The following is a 16,836-nucleotide window of genomic DNA, read 5'->3' as shown; positions in this document are numbered from 1 at the left end:
GGTCGGTCCCGAACACCCTCCGCAGGTCAGTCACTTCGTCGTTGCGCCACCTAATAGGTAGGATGTCTCGGTGCCCGATCGTCGTTCGTCCGAGGTCAGCCGCGGAACCGCCATGGGCATCGCGGCCTACCTGCTGTGGGGCCTGTTCCCGCTCTACTTCGACGCGCTGCGGCCCACCGGCGCGTGGGAGATCCTCGCCCATCGCATCCTGTGGAGCCTGCTGCTCTGCGTGATCGTCCTCGCCGTGATCCGGGACTTCGGCTGGATCCGCGGACTCCGCGGGCAGTACCGGCTGATCGCCGGTGTGGGGATCGCGGCGCTGCTCATCGCGACCAACTGGGTCGTCTACATCGCCGCGGTCACCTCGGGTCACACGTCCGACGCCGCTCTCGGCTACTTCCTGAACCCGCTGGTCACCGTCGCACTCGGCGTCGTCGTGCTCGGCGAACGGCTGCGGCCGCTGCAGTGGGCCGCGGTCGGAATCGGGGTGCTCGCGGGCGTCTTCCTGGCGGTCGCGGGCGGGCGCTTCCCGTGGACCTCGCTGGCGCTGGCCTTCTCGTTCGGGATGTACGGGCTGCTCAAGAACAAGGTCGGCGCACACCTGAGTGCGCTGCACGGGCTCACGCTCGAAACCGCGATCCTGGCGCCGCTCGCCGCGATCGCGCTGGCTGTCATCGCGACCTGGGGCGGCGGGCTCGACTTCGGTAGACATGGCGGCGTGCACACCACGCTGCTGGTCCTGTCGGGCGTGGCGACCGCGGTCCCGCTCCTCCTGTTCGCGGCGGCCGCGCGCCGGATTCCGCTGGTGACCGTCGGCCTGATCCAGTTCGCGACGCCCGTCATGCAGTTGCTGTGCGCGGTGCTGTTCCTCGGCGAGCACGTCTCGACCGCGCGGTGGATCGGATTCGGCATCGTCTGGATCGCCCTGATCCTGCTCACGGCCGACACCGTGGTGACGCTGCGTCGCGCTCGGGCCGGCCGGCTCTCGGAGTAGCTTCCGGGGTCAGCCCGCGGCGTAGACCAGGGCCGTCGCCATCGCGGCGACTCCCTCGCCGCGGCCGGTGAGGCCGAGGCCGTCGGTCGTGGTGGCGGACACGGAGACCGGCGCGCCGAGCAGGCCGCTCAGGACCTCCTGCGCCTCCGCCCGCCGCGGACCGACCTTGGGCCGGTTCCCGATCAGCTGCACCGCGGCGTTCCCGACCGTGAAGCCCGCATCGGTGAGCAGCGAACGCACGTGTGTGAGCATCGACGCACCCGTGATCCCGACGTTGTCCGACCGCCCCACCCCGAAGACGGTGCCCAGGTCACCGAGGCCGCCCGCCGAGAGCAGCGCATCGCACAGCGCGTGCACCGCGACGTCGCCGTCGGAGTGACCCGAGCAACCGTCACCGTCGAACCGCAGCCCGAGCATCCAGCACGGACGGCCCGCCTCGAACGGATGGACGTCGGTCCCGATCCCGACCCGCGGCACGATCATGCGAACTCCTCGATGGCCAGGGCCTGCGCGATCCGCAGGTCGAAGGCGGTGGTGATCTTCATCGCCAGGGGATCCCCGGCGACGGTGACGACGCTGCCGCCCGCCCGCTCGACGAGACCCGCGTCGTCGGTGGCCAGTGCACCGGGCGCGGCTTCGTAGGCCGCGAGCAGCGCGGCGGCGGCGAAACCCTGGGGCGTCTGCACGGCGCGCAGGTCCGCCCGGTCGACGGTGCCGAGCACGGCCCCGTCGGCATCGACCCGTTTGACGGTGTCCACGACCGGCAGCACGGGAATGACGGCGGAGGCGCCGGCGCGCACCGCGTCGACCACCCGCACGATCATCGCGGGCGGCGTCAGCGGCCGGGCCGCGTCGTGCACCAGGACCGTGTCGGCCGCGCCCGCGACGGCCAGGCCGGCCCGCACCGAATCGGTGCGCTCCGCGCCGCCCACGACGACCCGCGCCCGCGGGACGAGGGACCGCGCACCGTCGACCATGTCCTGCGGGACCATGACGACGACCTCGTCGACCGTCCCGGACGCGAAAAGGCCGTCCACCGCCCAGGTGAGCAGTGAACGGCCTTGAAGCTCCACGAACGCCTTGGGGATGTTCAGCCCCAGGCGCGTCCCCTGCCCAGCGGCGGGGACCAGTGCAACGACGGTCAGGACGCGGCCGCCAGCACCTCGTCCAGCAGCAGGGCTGCCTTCTCGTCGTTGGTGGACTCCGCGAGCGCGAGCTCGCCCACCAGGATCTGGCGGGCCTTGGTCAGCATGCGCTTCTCGCCGGCCGACAGCCCGCGATCCTGCTCACGACGCCACAGGTCGCGGACGACCTCGGCCACCTTGTTCACATCGCCCGATGCCAGCTTCTCGAGGTTCGCCTTGTACCGGCGCGACCAGTTCGTGGGCTCCTCGGTGTGGGGCGCGCGCAGGACCTGGAAGACCTTGTCCAGACCCTCCTGACCGACCACGTCACGAACACCGACGACCTCGGCGTTCTCCGCGGGAACCTTGACCGTCAGATCACCCTGTGCGACCTTGAGCACGAGGTACTCGCGCTCACGTCCACCGACAGTCTTGATCTCGATAGCTTCGATCAGTGCGGCACCGTGATGGGGGTAGACAACGGTGTCTCCGACCTTGAAAATCATCTGATCCTTGCCCCTTTCGATATGACCAGGATAACACGGGGCCGAATGGGGCTGCTCGGCAACGTCGCAGGTCAGGACTCATACCGGGCTTGACAAGGGAACCCTGGGCTGATCAACGGGGTGATCGCCAACCCTGGACCACGCCCGCCGACGCGGCCGGATGCGCCTTCTACTACGCTGCGTGGTGACATACTCAGCATCGTCCGCACGCGGGTGTCGCCGCGCACGGGGATGGAAACTGGAGGAACCGTGTCCGCACGCACCGTCTCGACCCGCCGCACCGCCACCGCCGTCGCCGGCGCCCTGCTCGCCACCGGCGCCCTGCTCTCGGTGTCCGCGTGCGGTGCCGGCCAGATCTCGCAGACCGCCAACCAGGTCGCCGCGATCAACGGCGCCAACCAGACCTTCGTGGACCAGAAGATCACGCTCACCGACGTGCACGTGCTGTACCCGGTGTCGGGCAGCCAGGGCAAGCTCGCCTTCGTCCTGACGAACCTGAACCCGCAGCAGGGCGACAAGCTCAAGAGCATCACCGACGAGAAGGGCCGCGCCGCGACCATCAGTGGTGACACCACCCTCACCGCCGGCGGCTCGCTCTACGGCACCGCGCCCGCGGGCAGCAACAGCAAGGCCGCGGGCATCACGCGCCTCACCGTCACCGTCCCGGTCGACAGCACCTGGCGCCCCGGCCTGACCAGCAAGCTCTGGTTCCACCTCGAGAAGGCCGGCTCCCTGCCGATCGACGTCCCGATCGACGCGGGCGCCGCGTCGGCCAGCGCCGCGGGCATCACCGTCACCGGCGGAGAGCACGGCGGCGAGCACGGCTCGGGCGAGGGCTCCGGCCACTAGGCCGTCCATGGCAAAAGCCAAGGTGCAGTACACCTGCACCGAGTGCGGCCACACTGTGGCCAAATGGGTCGGTCGCTGCCCGTCGTGCGGCGCCTGGTCCACGATGGAGGAGGGCGCGGTCACCCGCGCCGCCGGCTCCGGACCCGCGGCCAACATCGGGCTGACGCTCCCCACGACGCGCGCGGTCCCGATCACGAAGATCGACCCTCATTCGACCCGTGCGCTGCCGGTGGGCATCGGCGAGCTCGACCGCGTGCTCGGCGGCGGCATCGTCCCCGGTTCGGTGATCCTGTTGGCCGGCGAGCCCGGCGTCGGCAAGTCCACCCTGCTGCTCGAGGTCGTGCACCGCTGGGCCACGACGGGCCGCGGGAAGTCTCTGTACGTCACGGGCGAGGAGTCCGCGGGACAGGTCCGGCTGCGCGCGGAACGCACTGGGGCGCTGGACGATCGGCTGTACCTCGCGGCGGAGTCCGATCTCGGGACGGTGCTCGGCCACGTCGAGCAGATCTCCCCCACCCTCATGGTGGTCGACTCCGTGCAGACCCTCTCCGCCTCGGGCGTCGACGGCGTCCACGGCGGCGTCACGCAGGTCCGCGCGATCACGGCCACGCTGACCTCGCTCGCCAAGGCCTCCGGGATCGCGGTGATCCTCGTCGGCCACGTCACCAAGGACGGCGCCGTCGCCGGCCCGCGCTCGCTGGAGCACCTCGTGGACGTCGTGCTCAGCTTCGAGGGCGACAAACACTCCACGCTGCGCATGGTCCGCGGTATCAAGAACCGGTTCGGCGCCTCCGACGAGGTGGGCTGCTTCGAGCAGCGCGAGTCGGGCATCGTCGAGGTCACGGACCCGTCGGGCCTGTTCCTGCACCACCGCGACCAGGCCGCCGCCGGCACCGCGGTCACCGTCGGGCTCGACGGCAAGCGGCCCATGCTCGGCGAGCTCCAGGCGCTCGTGACGCCCACCCCCCTGCCCGCGCCGCGGCGCGCGGTCTCCGGGCTCGACGGTGCCCGCGTCGCCATGATCCTCGCCGTCCTGGCCCGGCACGGCGGCATCGAGAACCTGCCGCAGAAGGACGTCTACGCGGCGACCGTCGGCGGGATGAAGATCACCGAGCCGGGCGCCGACCTGGCGCTGGCCCTCGCCGTGGCGTCCGCCGCCGTGGAGAAGGCCCTGCGCCCGAACACCGTCGTCCTCGGCGAGGTGGGCCTCGCGGGCGAGGTGCGCCGGGTCACCGGCCTCGAGCGCCGGCTCGCGGAGGCGGCCCGCCTGGGCTTCACCCACGCCATCGTCCCGCCCTCGCCCGACGGACAGAAGCTGAAGGTCGACGGGATCCACATCGGCGAGGCGGCCACCGTCGGCGACGCCCTGCGGCTGGGCTCGCTGACCGAGGGCAAGCGCGGGCGTTAGCCTTACGGCATGGACCACACCAATCTCGGCGGCGACGCGTTCGCCGGGAACGCGCCGCTGCGCGACACCGTGATCCGGATGGCGCCCGGAACCCCGCTCCGCGACGGCCTCGAGCGGATCCTCCGAGGCCGCACGGGCGCCCTCATCGTGCTGGGCCACGACGACGCCGTGGAGAAGATCTGCGACGGCGGCTTCCACCTCGACGTCGAGTTCGCGCCGACCCGCCTCCGCGAGCTCGCGAAGATGGACGGCGCCGTGGTGCTGTCCACCGACGGCGCCCGCATCGTCCGCGCCAATGTCCAGCTCATGCCTGATCCGGCGATCCCCACCCAGGAGTCCGGCACGCGGCACCGCTCGGCCGAGCGCGCCGCTATCCAGACGGGCTACCCCGTGATCTCGGTGAGCGCGTCGATGTCGATCGTGCACGCCTACGTGGGCGGCGTCCGGCACCTCGTCGACGACGCCGCGCCCATCCTCTCCCGCGCCAACCTCGCGATCGCGACCCTCGAGCGGTACGCGCACCGCCTCGACGAGGTCCTGGCGCAGCTCTCGCGCGCCGAGATCGAGGACGTCGTGACGGTGCGCGAGGTCTCGCACGTGGTGCAGCGCCTGGAGCTGGTGCGGCGCTTGGCGATCGAGATCGAGCAGCACGTGCTGGAGCTGGGCACCTCGGGCCGGCAGATCGTGCTGCAGCTGGAGGACCTGCTCGGCGACGCGCTGTCCTTGCGCGAGCCCGTGCTGCGCGACTACCTGCCCGGCGGCGACGCGGCCGTCGACGACGCCGTTGCACGCGTGGACGGCCTCACCGATGCCGACCTGCTGGACCTGCCGACGATCGCTGCGGCCCTGGGCTTCTCGGGCACGGTCGAGGCCCAGGACGCACCCGTGTCACCGCGCGGCTTCCGCCTGCTCGGCTCGGTGCCGCGGCTGCGCGCCGCGCAGGTCGAGTCGCTGGTCGGCACCTTCGGCTCCCTGCAGACGCTGCTCGCCGCCTCCGCTGCGGACCTGCAGGCCGTCCCCGGCATCGGGTCCGACGGTGCGCGGCAGGCCCGCGAGGGCCTCTCCCGCCTCGCCGAGGCCTCGGTCGAGCGGTTCTAGGGGCCGTCAGTTCCCGCCGGTACCCGTCGCAGGCGCCGGGGCGGCACGGACGACGTTGAAGGTCACCGGGGCGCTGCGCTTGGCGCCGAGCTGAGCGACCACCTGGTAGGCACCCGGGGCCACCGGGACGCGCTGCGCCTGGCAACCCGGCGCCGACGTGGTGCCCGCCCACTGCAGCTTGTAACGCAGCTGCTGGCCGGGCTGCAGGACCTCGTTCTTGATCTCCGGCTGGAAGGTGCAGTCGAAGTTCGACCACAGCTGCTTGCTGCCGTCGAGGGTGAGCACGATCAGCTGCTGCTGGCCGGTGCCGATGTCGCGCGAGCACGGCACCGAGCCCGCGTTGGTCACCGTCGCCTCGAAGGTCGGCTGCTCGCCGAGCGTGTACGTCGCCTTGTCCGCGCCCACGACGACGGAGATGTTGGCGTCGGGGCACGGCGCTCCGGCCACGACCGCACCCGGCGTCGGTACGCCCCCACCCGACGGGTTCGCGGCGGACGACGCCGATCCGGACGCGCTCGCGCCGCCCGACGCGCCACCGGCCGCACCGCCGCCGCCTCCGCCGTTGTTCGCGGCGGACGGGTCGGCACCGTCGGGCGCCTGGGACGGGGGCAGACCGCCGGTGGTGACCGGCGCGGACGACGAGGCGGACGCTGCGTTCTGCGACGAATCCTTGCCGCCGCCGACGAACACGATCAGCAGCACCACCACGACCACGGCGAACAGCGCCAGGACGGCGGCCAGCACGCGACGACGCCAGTAGATCTCGGGCGGCAGGGGTCCGTTGGGTTCAAGCACGGTTCAACGGTAGCGTTTCCCCGGCCTCATGCCGCTGACCTGCGGCGGCGTGTCACGAATCGGACGCGGATCAGGCCGGACGGACCGCCTGGAAGGGCGACGTCGCAGCCTCGCCGATGTCGCCGACGGAGCCGCGCAGGTGCACCTTGCCCTCGGCGAGCTCATAGGTGAGGCCGACGATGGCCACGCGGCCCTCCTCGACGCCCTTCGCGATGATCCGCGAGCGCTCCATGAGCAGCCACCCCGTCTCCATGACGTGCTGCGCGGTGATGTCGTTGACGTCCGACAGACCCTCGCGACGGCCCGCCAGCACCGACGGCGTCAGCCGCTCGACGATGTCGCGGATGTAACCGGGCGGCATGGTGCCGGTGTCGATCGAATTCACGGTCGCCGCGACGGCGCCGCAGCTGTCGTGGCCGAGAATCGCGATGAGCGGCACCTTGAGGATCTCGATGGCGTACTCGATGGACCCGATCACCGCGGCGTCGAGGATGTGGCCCGCCGTGCGCACCACGAACATGTCGCCGAGGCCCTGATCGAAGATCACCTCGGCCGCGACGCGCGAGTCGCCGCAGCCGAACAGCACCGCCGTCGGCTGCTGGCCGTGCGCCAGCTCCGCCACGCGACTCGCCCCCTGGTTCGGGTGCTCGGACACACCCTCCACGAACCGTCGATTACCGTCACGAAGTGCGCGCCACGCGCCGGGGGGAGTCGAAGTGGGCATGGGTCCATAATGCACCTCGTGACTCCCCTTCGAGACAGCGGGCGAGATTCTGTCCCGTATTTCACACGGGTACTCGCGTGGTTCGACACCGCCGAACGCGATCTGCCGTGGCGCCGGGCCGGGACGAGCCCGTGGGCGATCCTCGTCAGCGAGATGATGCTGCAGCAAACGCCCGTGGTGCGGGTCGAGCCGGTGTGGCACGCGTGGATGCGACGCTGGCCCACGCCCGCCGACCTGGCCGCCGCCACCGGTGCCGACGCGGTCCGCGCGTGGGGCAAGCTCGGCTACCCGCGCCGGGCCATGCGGTTGCACGCCTGCGCGCAGGCCCTCGTCGAGCGGTTCGACGGCGCCGTGCCGCGCACCGTCGACGAGCTGCTGTCGTTGCCCGGCGTGGGCGACTACACCGCGCGAGCCGTGGCCTGCTTCGCCTTCGGCCAGGACGTCCCGGTCGTCGACATCAACGTCCGACGGGTCCTCGCCCGGGCGGTCGACGGGGAGTCCGACGCCGCGGCGCCGTCGGCCAAGCGCGATCTTCCGGCCGCGGAGGCCGTCCTCGCGACCGTCCCGCCCGGGCGGCGGCCGCGACTGTCCGCCGCACTGATGGAACTCGGCGCGCTCGTCTGCACCGCGCGGTCGCCGCGCTGCGCCGACTGCCCGATCAGCGCGGATTGCGCCTGGCTGGGGGCGGGCGCACCGTCGGGCACCGTGGCTCCGCGGAAGGTCCAGAAGTACGAGGGCACGGACCGGCAGGCCCGCGGACGGCTGCTCGACGTCCTTCGGGGCGCCGACGGTGCCGTCCCCCGCGCGCGGCTCGACCTGGCGTGGGAGCGCGACCCCGCGCAGCGCGACCGGGCGCTGGACTCGCTGCTGGTCGACGGCCTGATCGAGCAGACCACGGACGGTCGGTTCGCGCTGGCGGGTGAGGCGTGAGTTTTTATTCACATGTGTAGGAATTGGTGATAGATTGCGGACATGAAACTCTCAGACGGCCCGCTGCGCGTCACCGACCAGGGGTTCTTCGGCCCGGACTCGCCCACGTGGAAGATCTGGGCGGCACCCACCGCCCTCATCGGTTTCCAGCGCTCGGTGGTGCTCGAGCACTTCGACCCGAACCTGACCGCCGCGGTCGCGGACTCGGCGGGCATCTACGCCGATCCCTTCGGCCGCCTCGACCGGACGCTCGCCTACTTCCTGCTGGTGGCGACCGCGGACTCGAAGACCGCGATCGAGGCGTCCGAGCACCTCATGGACGTGCACCGCAAGGCCACCGGCATCGAGCCGATCACCGGTAAGCGGTACAGCGCCAACAACCCGGCGTCGCAGCTGTGGATCCACGTGACCGGGTGGCATTCCGTGCTCAAGTGCTACGAGATGTTCGGGCCCGGCCCGCTCTCGGCCGCCGAGGAGGCGCAGTACTGGCGCGACTGCGTCGTCGCCGCCGAGCTGCAGACCTGCGATCCGGCGGACGTCCCCACCTCGCGGGACGAGGTGCGCGAGTACTTCGCGCGCGTCCGGCCGACGCTCGCCCTCACCGAGCGTGCCCGCACCGGCATGCACTACCTGCTGCGCACCCGTGATCGGGGCGCGAAGCTCCGGGTCGGGAGCTCGCTCATCGCGCCCGCCACCGTCGCCACCCTGCCGGCGTGGATGCGCACGATGGGCGGCTTCGACCAGCCCGGACTGCTGGACGCGGCGTATCCCGTGGCCGTCCGGCTCGCGGTGCGCGCGGCGTCGGCGCAGCACGCGGCCGGCACGGTACGGCTCGGTCGGCTCGTCGCGCCGATGACCGGCGACATCCTGCGCCGTCACTTCGCGCAGCTCGCCGCCCCGGAGACCGCGCCCGAGGGCACCGTCGATCCCGGCGAGGCGCGGCGACGGTACGGCCGGGCGGCGCACGCCGCCCCGGCCTCGTAGGCTGGCCCGCATGACCACCTACATCGTCACCGGGGCCAACGGCGGGCTCGGCGAGGTCGTGACCCGCCGCCTCGCGGCGGACGGCCGCGTCGTGATGGCCTGCCGCGACGTCGAGGGCGCCCGCAAGATCGCCGACCGGATCGACGGCGACGTCACCGTCGAGGCCCTGGACCTGGCCGACCTGGACTCCGTACGCGCGTTCGCGGACCGCACCGGCGAGTTCGACGTGCTCGTCAACAACGCCGGCCTGATGAACATCCCGCTGCGCCGCACGAAACAGGGCTTCGAGATGCAGTTCGGCGTGAACCACCTCGGCCACTTCGCCCTGACCGGCCTGCTCCTGGACCGGATGCGGGACCGCGTGGTCGCGGTCTCGTCGGTGGCGCACCGGCAGAACTACCGCTGGCGCATGGACGACCCGAACTACGAGAACCGCAAGTACCTGCGCACCGAGGCGTACGGGCAGAGCAAGCTCGCGAACATGATGTTCGCGCGCGAGCTGCAGCGCCGGTTCGAGGTCGCCGGTTCGGACAAGCGGGCGTACTACGTGCACCCGGGTGTGTCGCCCACCGGCCTGTTCGCGCGCACCGATACACTGCTGGACCTGGTGATGAAACCGGCCGTGGCGCTGCTCAACAACCCGCCGGAGCGGGCCGCGCAGTCGCTGATCCTCGCCGCGACCGACCGCGACCTCGACCCACACCCGTGGTGGGGTCCGACGGAGCTGTTCCAGTCGCGCGGCAAGGTGGGCAAGTGCTCCACCACCGCCGTGTCCAAGGACAAGGCCAAGTGGGCCGAGCTGTGGGACGTCTCGGAGAAGCTCACGGGCGTGACCTACTCCGTCTGAGCCCTCGACGGGCGACGGAATAGCACAGAGCCGGTGCATGTTGCAACTGCCATGCGCGTAGACATCTGGACCGACATCAACTGCCCCTTCTGCTACATCGGTAAGGCCCGCTTCGAGCAGGCCCTGGAGGGCTTCCCGCACGCCTCCGACGTGGAGATCGTGCACCGCTCCTTCGAGCTGGACCCCACCTCGAAGCCTGGCTCCTCGGCGCCCGTCGTCCCGATGCTGGCGAAGAAGTACGGCATCTCCGAGGCGCAGGCCGCGGCCAACGAGCGCGGCCTCGGCGCTCAGGCGCAGGAGCTGGGTCTGGCCTACCAGGTCGAGGGCCGCGACGCCGGCAACAGCTTCGACATGCACCGCCTGCTCCACTGGGCCCTCGACCTCGGCCGCCAGGAGGCGTTGCTGGACGCGCTGTACAGGGCCAATTTCGCCGAGTCCGAGCCCGCGTTCGGCAGCCGCGACCGGCTGGTCGAGATCGCCGAGTCCGCCGGGTTCGACGGTGCCGCGGCCCGCGCCGTGCTCGAGGACGAGACCGCCTACGCCGACGCGGTGCGCGCCGACGAAGAGGCCGCATCGCGGATCGGCATCGGCGGCGTTCCGTTCTTCGTCTTCGACGGCAAGTACGCCGTGTCCGGCGCGCAGCCGCCGGCCGTGTTCACCGACGCCCTCGACAAGGTGTGGGGCGACCGCCCCGAGCCGCTCACAGTGATCGGGGGCGACGATGACGCGGCCTGCGGCCCCGACGGCTGCGAGCTCCCGCAGCGCGGCTGATCCGAAGCCTACGGCGCGGTGAGTTTCGCCACCGCGGCGGCGAGGGCATCGTCGTCGACCGCCTCAGCGACGGCGCTCCCGCCGGTGAGCAGGTCGCCGTGGATCAGCGACAGGACCTCGATGAGCAGCACCGTCGCGGGCGTCGCGGCGGTCACCTTCCCCGCGTTCTGCGCGGCCTGCAGCGCGGCGATCTTCGTGGCGTTCGAGCCGGACGTGAACTCCAGTTCCAGCAGCTCGCCCGGGCATTCGAGGGTGTGCCACAGCACGAGCCGCAGCAGCTCGGGGTGAGCACGATTGAACGCGCGCAGGCGCACCGCGTACCCCGGCAGGTCCTCCGCGGTGAACGGCACCGTCTCCAGCAGATCCGCGACCCGGAACTCGATGACGGCGTCGAAGAGACTGCGCTTGTTACCGAAGTAGGCGTAGATCAGCTGCTTGTTCGCCTCGGCGCCCGCCGCGATGCGGTCGACGCGGGCGCCCGCGAGGCCGTGCTCCGCGAACTCGACGGTGGCCGCGTCGAGCAGGCGGGCCCTCGTCGCATCCGCGTCGCGGGCCCTAGGCGCCGGGGCGGGCATCGAGCGGGAGATCGGTTCCGGTCACCTCCGCAGCGTACTTCCAGAGCCTGGCGGCGACGGCGGCGTCCCGCATGCGCGCGTTCTTCTTCGTCACGCCCGGCGCCCCGACGAGGCCGAACCGGCCCTGTGGGCCGTAGTACTCGCCGTTGCGGGCGCCGGGATCGCTCGCCGCGAACAGCAGCGGCTCGGCGCCCTGTTCCGATTCCTGCGAGGGCAGCACACGCCCCGCGAACCGGGTGATGATCGATTCACGAACCCCGTCCGAGCCCAGGCTCGCGCCGGCGGTCTGCAGGTTGGTCTGCGTGTAGCCCGGGTGGGCCGCGTCGCTGAGCAGGTCCCACCCACGCCGCGCGCTCTCGGCCGCGAGGTGATTCGCCAGCAACAGGTCGGCCAGCTTGGACTGGCCGTACGCGCGGGCCGGCGAGTAGCGGCGCACGGACTGCGGATCGTCGAAGTCGATCCGGCCGAAGTTCGCGACGCCCGAGCTCATCGTGGTCACGCGGGGGCGGTCACCGTCGAGCAGCAGCGGCAGTAGCAGATTGGTGAGCGCGAACGGCCCGAGGAAGTTCGAGCCCCACTGCAGCTCGAAGCCGTCAGCGGTCTCGTTGCGCTGGGGCGGGGTCATCACGCCCGCGTTGTTGACCAGCACATCGATCCGCCGGCCGTCGGCGCTGAGAGCCTCGGCGAACGCGTGTACCGAGGACAGGTCGGCGAGGTCGAGCCGCCGCACCTCCAACTTCGCGCCGGGCAGCTGCGCGAGGATCTCCGCCCGCGCCGCCTCACCCTTCTCCGGCGTGCGGACGGCCATGATCACGTCCGCACCCGCCGCCGCGAGTCGCTTCGCTGCCTCCTTGCCCGTCCCACTGTTCGATCCCGTGACCACGAAGATCCGTCCGGTCTGATCCGCCACCTGGTACATGCCCGCTCCCTCGATTCAACTAACTGGTTAGTTGAAACTCTAGAGTCGCGTCGAGCGGCTGTCAACCAACCAGTTAGTTAGACGTGTGCGACACGGCCCGCACCGTCCCCCGACGCATCGCGCCGTCGACGGTGATTCCGGGACAGGCCATGCACGCGACGCATGGCCTGTGTCCTGAAAACCTCCCCCGACCTGCAGAGTCACGGCCATGCGCGGCACGCATGACACGCAGAAACGGCACGCGTCCCGTCGACGCCTCCGCCGCCGCCCGAGAACATGACCGCTACCGCGCCAACCTCCCGAGCAACGCGGACGCCACCGCGATCGCGACCCCCGCGGCCCCGGCGAGCACGCCGAGGTCGAGCCAGAGATTCGTCGGCGTCCCCAGCAGCAGGCCCCGGAGCGCGGAGACCTCGTAGCTCAGCGGATTGACCACGGCGATGGCGCGCACCCATCCGGGCATGACGTCCACGGGGTACAGCGCGTTCGAACCGAAGAACAACGGCATCGTGATCGCCTGGCCGATGCCCATCAGCCGGTCCCGCTTGAGCACGAGCCCCGCGATGATCACCGACAGGCACGCGAAGAAGGCCGCGGCCAGCACGACCACCACGATCACGCCCAGCCAGCGCAGCGGATTCGGGATGATCGAGACACCCATCAGCACCGCGACCACCGTCACCACGACGGCCTGCACCGAGGCCCGCACCCCCGCGGCGAAGGCCTTACCCGTGACCAACGCGGCGCGCGGCGTCGGCGTGACCAGCAGCTTCGCCAGCACGCCGGCGTCGCGCTCCCAGATGATCTGGATGCCGTAGAAGATCGCGACGAACAGGGCCGACTGCGCGATGATCCCGGGTGCGAGGAAGTCGAGGTAGGGCACGCCGCCCGACGGGATCGCGCGGATCCGGCTGAACGTGGTGCCGAAGATCAGCAGCCACAGCACCGGCTGGATCGACCGCGTGAGCAACTCGGACCGGTCGTGCCGCAGCTTCTCCAGCTCGACCAGGCACAACGTCCCCACCCGCGAGAGCAGGGTCATCGGGCGCGAGCGGCGCGGCTCAGCCCAGACGTCGAGCGGTGCGACGGATGTTGGCGACATTGCGCAGCCCTCCCTTCGATTCGTCCTCCAACTGCGCGCCGGTGACGGCGCGGAACACGTCCTCGAGCGACGCGCCCTCCCCCTGCGCAGCCCGGAGCTCCGCCGGCGTGCCGGTCGCGGCGAGCTCCCCGTGGTGCATCAGGGCGACGGTGTCGCACAGCGCGTCCGCCTCCTCCATGTAGTGCGTGGTGAGCAGCACCGTCATCCCGTACTGCTCCTGCATCCGCACCACTCGCTCCCACACCGAGTCGCGCGCGACGGGGTCCAGCCCGACGGTCGGCTCGTCGAGGATGAGCAGCGCGGGCCGGTTGACCAGCGCCTGCGCGAGCTCGAGCCGCCGGACCATGCCGCCGGAGAAGGTCGACGCCAGCCTGTCCGCCGCGTCCTCCAGATCGACCAGGGCCAGCGCCTCCTCCACGCGGCCGCGACGCTCGCGACGCGGTACGTCGTAGAGCCGCGCGAACCAGTCGACGTTCTCGCGCGCGGTCAGCGCGCCCTCGACGGACAGCTGCTGCGGCACGTACCCGAGCGCGCGGCGCACCGTCATCGCGTGTGTGCGCACGTCGAGCCCGAAGATCTCGACGGTGCCCTCGTCGGGCGGGATGAGGGTGGTGAGCATGCGCAGCGTGGTGGTCTTGCCGGCGCCGTTGGGCCCGAGCAGGCCGAAGCACGCGCCGCGCGGGACCTGCAGGCTGAGCGCGTCGACGGCGACGTGGTCGCCGAAGCGCTTGGTGACCGACCACAGTTCGACGGCGTTCACGCGTCCCCCTCCAGCGCCGCGGCCACGGCCTCCAGGAGGTCGACGGTGCCATCGACCTGCGCTCGCAGGGCCGGGTCCATCGCGGCGAGCGCGCCCACGACCGCCGCGTGCCGACGATCGCGCCAGTCGCGCAGCGCCGCATCGGTGTCGTCCGTGAGCCGCAGGCGTGCGGTGCGCGCATCGTCCGGGTCGGGCTCGCGGACCACGTGCCCCTGGTCGACGAGCTGCCGGACCAGCGTCGACACGGTGTTGCCGGCAAGCGCGAGGCGACGCGCCGCCTCCCCCACGCTGATCCCGGGCTCGCGGCGCAGCAACCGTACGAGTTCCGCCTGGGCGCCGGTGAGGCCCTGCCGCAGCGGTCCACCGCCGACCGCTCTGGTGCCGCGGCGCACGGCGCGGACCGCCGCGAGGAGCCGTTCGGCGTCGTCGTCATCGTTCATACCGACGACTATATCTCTGTTTCAGAGATATTATTCCTGTGTGTTTCCTGCCGGCTGCGGCTGACACCGCGGACACCACTGGATCGACCGCTCGGGATCTCCTGCGCCACCGAGGCTCCCAACGCGGATCGCCGACCCGCAGCGGAGGCAGGGCCGCCGCGCGCGGTCGTAGACGAAGTGCCGCATCCCGTTCCGATCGACACCCGTGGTCACCCGCCGCGACCGCCCGAGGTTCGCCCGCAGCAGTCGTGCGGCCTCCTCGACCCACGCCGTCATGTCGCCGCACTCCCCCACCGGAATCGCCGGATGCACGCCGCGTAGAAAACACAGCTCGTTGCGATAGACGTTGCCCACACCGGCCAGGTTCCGTTGGTCCAGCAGCGCCAGTCCGACGGGGCGCCCCGGTTCCGCCGCGAGGTTCGTCGCGGCGACGGCCGGGTCCCAGTCCGGGCCGAGCGGATCGGGCCCGAGGTGGGCCAGGGCACCGTCGGCCTCGGCGGGCGTGAGGATCTCGAGGATGCCGAGCGAGAACCCGACGACCTGCGCGCCGTCGACGGCGAGGACCGCCCGCGCAGTGTGCGCGGGGCGGCGCCACCGCTCGCCGGTCCGGTGCACCTGCCAGTCGCCCTCCATCTTCAGGTGGCTGTGGATCACAGCACCGCCGACGGCGAACAGAAGATGCTTCCCGCGCGCGGTCACGGTGTCGACGGTGCGGCCCGTCAGGTCGACGGCGGCGAACCGTGGCACCCGGATGTCGCACGCGGTGAGGACGCGGCCCACCAGCACCGGCCGCAGGTGCGCGGCCAGGTTGTGAACGGTGTCGCCCTCGGGCACGGCTAGCCGTGCTCCGGGCGGTCGTCCAGGCCGGAGAGGAACGCCTCGACGGCGCCCCGGTACACGATCGGCGCGTCGTCGTGGACGAGGTGGCCGGCACCGTCGACCTTGAAATACCGCAGGTCGGGGCCGGTGTACTCGCCCACCATGCGCGTGCCGATGCCCGGCGGGACGACGGTGAACTCGGCCTCGAGGAGCAGCGTGGGGGCCTGCACGGCGCGCCACTGCGCCCAGTGATCGCGCGGGCCCCAGTGGTCGGCGATGCGGCGGAAGGTGTCGAGGTCGCCGTGCAGGGCACCGTCGTCGAAGGCCTCGTAGAAGTAGCGCCCGGCGACCGGCCCGAACAGTTCCTCGCACGCGGCCTGCGAGCCGAATCGCGCCGGCCAGCTCGCGAACCACGGCGACCAGGTATCGGTGGACTGGCCGGTGAACTCCGGCGACATGTCCTCCACCACGATCGCCCGGACGAGTTCGGGGTACTCGGCGGCGGTGCACCAGGCGTGGAGGCCGCCCATGGAGTGGCCGATGAGCGTCGCGGGCCCCTGGTCCAGGTGGACGAGGATCTCGGCGACATCGGCGACGAACCGCTCGGTGGCGATGTCCTCCTCCGGGACCGGCACGGGAAAGCCTGGGCCGCGGTGGAATTCGGCGTCGAAGGTGAAGACCCGTCCGTAGCGGCGCAGCCACGGGATCTGCCGGCGCCACGTCCGACCGCGACCCATCAGCCCGTGCAGCAGAACGATCGGCCCGGCCTCCTCGCGGCCGCCCCAATCCCGCAGTCCCACACACCCGTCCACGCGGCCCAACCTACCCTGAGCGGCACCGGTATCGTCGGGTCATGTCGGTAGTGAAGATCAACGCCATCCACATCCCCGAGGGCGCGGGCCCGGAGCTCGAGAAGCGCTTCGCGCACCGCGCGCACGCGGTCGAGAACTCCCCCGGTTTCCTGGGCTTCCAGCTGCTCCGCCCGGTCAAGGGCGACGACCGCTACTTCGTGGTCACGCAGTGGGAGTCCGAGGAGGCGTTCGCGGCCTGGCGCGACGGTCCCGCCCGGGAGGCCCACGCCGGCGAGCGCAGCCCCGGCGGCGGCGAGGGCCGTCAGCCCGTCGCCACGGGCGCCGACCTGCTGGAGTTCGAGGTCGTCCTCGACGTCACCGGGAAGGCCGCGCAGTAACT

General features: G+C 71.6%; 21 protein-coding genes. 9 read left to right on the top strand and 12 right to left on the bottom strand.

Translation table 11 applies throughout. The annotated features are described in order from the left end of the window. Nucleotides 1-70 precede the first annotated feature (70 nt). The gene (rarD, locus tag AXK60_RS20960; RefSeq protein WP_231855523.1) at nt 71-994 is read left to right on the top strand and encodes an EamA family transporter RarD; all 924 of its coding nucleotides are present in this window, start codon (nt 71-73) and stop codon (nt 992-994) included. A gap of 9 nt (nt 995-1,003) precedes the next feature. Here rarD and ispF read toward each other — a convergent pair whose 3' ends face one another. The 3 genes from ispF to AXK60_RS20945 are packed head-to-tail and all read right to left on the bottom strand — an operon-like array spanning nt 1,004 to nt 2,624. Next, nucleotides 1,004-1,471: a 2-C-methyl-D-erythritol 2,4-cyclodiphosphate synthase gene (gene ispF, locus AXK60_RS20955; protein ID WP_175400104.1), complete on the bottom strand. Its 468-nt coding sequence runs from the start codon at nt 1,469-1,471 to the stop codon at nt 1,004-1,006. A 2-nt stretch (nt 1,472-1,473) separates the two neighbouring features. Further along, nucleotides 1,474-2,139, bottom strand: a complete 666-nt coding sequence (gene ispD, locus AXK60_RS20950) for a 2-C-methyl-D-erythritol 4-phosphate cytidylyltransferase (RefSeq protein ID WP_068574135.1) — start codon at nt 2,137-2,139, stop codon at nt 1,474-1,476. Continuing rightward, a complete protein-coding gene (locus AXK60_RS20945; RefSeq protein ID WP_068574133.1) occupies nt 2,136-2,624 on the bottom strand; it encodes a CarD family transcriptional regulator in 489 nt (162 codons plus the stop codon). Before AXK60_RS20945 ends, ispD begins: the two co-directional genes overlap by 4 nt. Before the next feature lie 249 nt (nt 2,625-2,873). Between AXK60_RS20945 and AXK60_RS20940 the strand changes: the two genes are divergently transcribed. Genes AXK60_RS20940 through disA form a run of 3 tightly spaced genes read left to right on the top strand, consistent with a single transcriptional unit; the run spans nt 2,874 to nt 5,979 of the window. After that, nucleotides 2,874-3,473: a copper chaperone PCu(A)C domain-containing protein gene (locus tag AXK60_RS20940; protein WP_068574132.1), complete on the top strand. Its 600-nt coding sequence runs from the start codon at nt 2,874-2,876 to the stop codon at nt 3,471-3,473. A 7-nt stretch (nt 3,474-3,480) separates the two neighbouring features. Next, on the top strand, nt 3,481-4,881 hold the full coding sequence (gene radA, locus AXK60_RS20935; RefSeq protein ID WP_068574130.1) for a DNA repair protein RadA: 1,401 nt from the start codon (nt 3,481-3,483) through the stop codon (nt 4,879-4,881). 9 nt (nt 4,882-4,890) lie between these two features. Next, nucleotides 4,891-5,979, top strand: coding sequence for a DNA integrity scanning diadenylate cyclase DisA (gene disA, locus AXK60_RS20930; protein ID WP_068574128.1), 1,089 nt, complete (start codon nt 4,891-4,893; stop codon nt 5,977-5,979). A 6-nt stretch (nt 5,980-5,985) separates the two neighbouring features. Here the strand turns inward: disA and AXK60_RS20925 are convergent, their stop codons facing one another. Then, nucleotides 5,986-6,774 (bottom strand): BsuPI-related putative proteinase inhibitor, encoded by a 789-nt coding sequence (locus AXK60_RS20925; protein ID WP_068745526.1) that lies wholly within the window; start codon nt 6,772-6,774, stop codon nt 5,986-5,988. Between the two features lie 70 nt (nt 6,775-6,844). Beyond that, a complete protein-coding gene (locus AXK60_RS20920; RefSeq protein WP_068574124.1) occupies nt 6,845-7,498 on the bottom strand; it encodes a carbonic anhydrase in 654 nt (217 codons plus the stop codon). Nucleotides 7,499-7,516: 18 nt separating this feature from the next. Between AXK60_RS20920 and AXK60_RS20915 the strand changes: the two genes are divergently transcribed. From AXK60_RS20915 to AXK60_RS20900, 4 genes are read left to right on the top strand one after another with little or no spacing between them, the layout of a single operon-like run. Then, nucleotides 7,517-8,428, top strand: coding sequence for an HhH-GPD family protein (locus tag AXK60_RS20915; RefSeq protein ID WP_244881148.1), 912 nt, complete (start codon nt 7,517-7,519; stop codon nt 8,426-8,428). 42 nt (nt 8,429-8,470) lie between these two features. Further along, nucleotides 8,471-9,412, top strand: a complete 942-nt coding sequence (locus tag AXK60_RS20910) for an oxygenase MpaB family protein (protein ID WP_068574120.1) — start codon at nt 8,471-8,473, stop codon at nt 9,410-9,412. Between the two features lie 10 nt (nt 9,413-9,422). Beyond that, nucleotides 9,423-10,259, top strand: a complete 837-nt coding sequence (locus AXK60_RS20905; protein ID WP_068574118.1) for an SDR family NAD(P)-dependent oxidoreductase — start codon at nt 9,423-9,425, stop codon at nt 10,257-10,259. Nucleotides 10,260-10,310: 51 nt separating this feature from the next. Then, nucleotides 10,311-11,030: a DsbA family oxidoreductase gene (locus AXK60_RS20900; RefSeq protein ID WP_068574116.1), complete on the top strand. Its 720-nt coding sequence runs from the start codon at nt 10,311-10,313 to the stop codon at nt 11,028-11,030. Nucleotides 11,031-11,038: 8 nt separating this feature from the next. Here AXK60_RS20900 and AXK60_RS20895 read toward each other — a convergent pair whose 3' ends face one another. The 7 genes from AXK60_RS20895 to AXK60_RS20865 all read right to left on the bottom strand — a co-directional run bounded on the left by AXK60_RS20895 (nt 11,039) and on the right by AXK60_RS20865 (nt 16,445). Continuing rightward, nucleotides 11,039-11,605: a TetR/AcrR family transcriptional regulator gene (locus tag AXK60_RS20895; protein ID WP_068574114.1), complete on the bottom strand. Its 567-nt coding sequence runs from the start codon at nt 11,603-11,605 to the stop codon at nt 11,039-11,041. Then, complete coding sequence (locus AXK60_RS20890; RefSeq protein WP_068574112.1) at nt 11,586-12,524, bottom strand: SDR family oxidoreductase; 939 nt, start codon at nt 12,522-12,524, stop codon at nt 11,586-11,588. Before AXK60_RS20890 ends, AXK60_RS20895 begins: the two co-directional genes overlap by 20 nt. A gap of 283 nt (nt 12,525-12,807) precedes the next feature. Continuing rightward, nucleotides 12,808-13,626: an ABC transporter permease gene (locus AXK60_RS20885; RefSeq protein WP_068574110.1), complete on the bottom strand. Its 819-nt coding sequence runs from the start codon at nt 13,624-13,626 to the stop codon at nt 12,808-12,810. Continuing rightward, complete coding sequence (locus AXK60_RS20880) at nt 13,586-14,386, bottom strand: ABC transporter ATP-binding protein (protein ID WP_068574108.1); 801 nt, start codon at nt 14,384-14,386, stop codon at nt 13,586-13,588. The genes AXK60_RS20885 and AXK60_RS20880 overlap by 41 nt, the downstream gene beginning before the upstream one ends. After that, nucleotides 14,383-14,826, bottom strand: a complete 444-nt coding sequence (locus tag AXK60_RS20875; RefSeq protein ID WP_068574106.1) for a MarR family winged helix-turn-helix transcriptional regulator — start codon at nt 14,824-14,826, stop codon at nt 14,383-14,385. The genes AXK60_RS20880 and AXK60_RS20875 overlap by 4 nt, the downstream gene beginning before the upstream one ends. A 30-nt stretch (nt 14,827-14,856) precedes the next feature. After that, nucleotides 14,857-15,660 carry an Fpg/Nei family DNA glycosylase gene (locus AXK60_RS20870; RefSeq protein ID WP_068574104.1) on the bottom strand — a complete coding sequence of 268 codons (804 nt, stop codon included), beginning with the start codon at nt 15,658-15,660 and terminating at the stop codon, nt 14,857-14,859. Between the two features lie 2 nt (nt 15,661-15,662). After that, nucleotides 15,663-16,445 carry an alpha/beta fold hydrolase gene (locus AXK60_RS20865; RefSeq protein ID WP_244881147.1) on the bottom strand — a complete coding sequence of 261 codons (783 nt, stop codon included), beginning with the start codon at nt 16,443-16,445 and terminating at the stop codon, nt 15,663-15,665. A 53-nt stretch (nt 16,446-16,498) separates the two neighbouring features. On the opposite strand from AXK60_RS20865, the gene AXK60_RS20860 reads away from it, so the two are divergent. Next, the gene (locus AXK60_RS20860; protein WP_068574100.1) at nt 16,499-16,834 is read left to right on the top strand and encodes an antibiotic biosynthesis monooxygenase family protein; all 336 of its coding nucleotides are present in this window, start codon (nt 16,499-16,501) and stop codon (nt 16,832-16,834) included. The last annotated feature ends 2 nt before the right edge of the window (nt 16,835-16,836 follow it).

This window comes from Tsukamurella pseudospumae (genome assembly GCF_001575195.1).
GTDB lineage: Bacteria > Actinomycetota > Actinomycetes > Mycobacteriales > Mycobacteriaceae > Tsukamurella > Tsukamurella pseudospumae.
This window is presented reverse-complemented; position numbering and strand designations above follow the sequence as displayed.